Origin of the sequence: Nonomuraea terrae, assembly GCF_004348995.1 — a bacterium.
Taxonomy (GTDB): domain Bacteria; phylum Actinomycetota; class Actinomycetes; order Streptosporangiales; family Streptosporangiaceae; genus Nonomuraea; species Nonomuraea terrae.
This window is the reverse complement of the sequence record NZ_SMKQ01000418.1, coordinates 1-2,146: the sequence shown is the minus strand read 5'-3', so window position 1 is coordinate 2,146 and position 2,146 is coordinate 1. Positions and strand designations below refer to the sequence as shown.

Genomic DNA, 2,146 nt, shown 5'->3' with positions numbered 1-2,146 from the left:
GGGCGGGCTGGGCGGTGAGGGTCGCGGCCGCCGTGGTGACGGCGGCGGCCTGGAGGAAACGACGGCGGGGGATCATGCGCGGGCTCCCTGGTGACGTTTTCGCCGCACGGTATAACGGGCCCGTCCGTAATGTCCAGAGTCGTTGACTTGGGCGTCTTTCTGAGGTTACGGTCGGGGCCAAAATGGAGGTGATCCGTGATCCGATCCGTCATGATCGCTCTGGTGGCGCTCTTGCCCGCACTCTTTGCAGGACCCGTCGCCCAGGCCGCGGCGACCTGCGACGCCCCGGCCGTGGAGCGGTTCGGCCCCGCGTCGGTCACCGGCGCCATCGTCGGCGCCGCCGTGCACGACGGGCACGCGTACGTCGTCACCCGCGGACTCAAGCCGCCCGTCCTGGCCGAGATCGACCTCGCCACCCGGAAGGTCGTCAGGAGCGTCACGCTGCCCGACGGCCCGGCCGCCGGCGAGCCCGAGGGTGGCTGGGCCACGGCCGTGTCCGGCGGCAAGATCTACGCCGGCACCTACCCCGTGCCCGACCTCTACAGCTTCGACCCGGCCACCGGGCAGGTCGAGCACGTGCGCTCGTTCGGCCGCAACGGCGGGTACATCTGGAGCCTCGCCGCCGCCCCCGACGGCACCCTCTACGCCGGCACCTACCCCGACGGGCGCGTCTGGGAGTACGTGCCCGCCACCGGCGCCGTACGCGACTTCGGCGTCCTGACCCCGGGCGAGCGGTACGTACGGGCGGTCGCCGCCGACGCCGACTTCGTCTACGCGGGCCTGCTCGACAAGGCCAAGCTCGTCCGGATCAGCCGGGCGGACGGCACGGTGCGGGAATTGGCGACCGGGCCCACCGGGTTCGGGTTCGTCGCCGAGCACGCCGGCCGGGTGCTCGCCACCTCCGGGAACACGCTGATCGACATCGGCAAGGACGGCACCGGCGAGCGCCGCGTCTCCCTGACCGAGGGCACCCTCGACGTGCTGACGACCGCCGCCGACGGCACCGTCTACGCCACCTCCCGCCCCGACGGCGCCGTCCACCGCCTGCGCCCCGGCGACGCCGCGTTCACGAAGATCGCCGAACCGCCGTCCCAGGGAGACGAGACCAGGCGCGTGCAGCTCCTCGACGAGCACACCCTGCTCGGCTTCGCCGGCAGCGGCGGCATGTGGTGGCTCGACCTGCGTACCGGCACGTCCGAGCTGGTCGACCTGATCGACGCGGGCCTGCCCAGCGGGGCCGAGCGCCCGCAGAGCATGCTCCTCGTGCCCAACCGGGCCGTGTACGTCGGCGGCCACTTCTCCATGGAGGTCCGCGACCTGCGGACGGGGGAGAAGCGCAGGTTCCGGATGCCCGGCGAGCCCAAGGACCTCGTACGGCGCGGCGAGAAGATCTACGCCGCCATCTACCCCAGCGGCCAGATCGTCTCCGTCGACCTGCGCACCGACGAGGTGCGCGGCGTCGGCTACCTCGGCCACGGCCAGCAGCGTCCGTGGGACATCGAGTACGACGCCGTCACCGACAAGCTCGTGGTGGCCAGCGCCCCGCTCGGGGCGAACCTGGAGGGCGCCCTGTCCGTGGTCGACCCCGACACCGGCGCGATCGACGTCTACAAGGGCGTCATCCCGAACCAGAGCCTCATGAGCCTCTCGGTCGACCCGGAGGGCGGCGTCGTCTACCTCGGCGGCGACGTGCTCGGCGGCGGCGGCACCCCGCCCGTCGCGACGTCCGCGTCCGTCGCGGCCTTCGACCTCACCAGGCGGGAGGTGCTCTGGCAGGTGGACCCGATCCCCGGCCACCGCACCTTCCAGGACGTCAAGGCGCACGACGGGCTGCTGTACGGCGTCTACAAGCGCGACTCGGGCACCTGGATCGCGATGGACCTCGCCACCCGGGAGGTGGTGCGGCGGGGCAAGCTCTCCGGCTACGGCGAGCTGACCGCCCACCGGGGCAGGGTCTTCACGTCCGTCTTCTTCGGCGGCGGCAACGCGTACGAGCTGGGGGCCGAGGCGAAACTCCTGGCCACCGGTCTCGGCGACGAGTGGTACACCAACCCGCAACTCCACTTCGAACCCGGCTCCTGGAAGGCCTGGGCCCTCGCCGGCCGCGACCTCGCGCGCCTCACCCTCGACCCCCGCTGCCCCGCCA

2 protein-coding genes are annotated in these 2,146 nt (G+C 72.6%); one reads left to right on the top strand and one right to left on the bottom strand.

Annotated elements, in window-relative coordinates:
- Positions 1–76, bottom strand: a 76-nt coding sequence (locus tag E1286_RS52315; RefSeq protein ID WP_425464804.1) for a twin-arginine translocation signal domain-containing protein, incomplete at its 3' end; no start/stop codon positions are given.
- Positions 77–195: 119 nt separating this feature from the next.
- Here E1286_RS52315 and E1286_RS47040 point away from each other — a divergent pair.
- A partial coding sequence (locus E1286_RS47040; protein WP_246075785.1) for an NHL repeat-containing protein occupies positions 196–2,146 on the top strand: 1,951 nt, incomplete at its 3' end.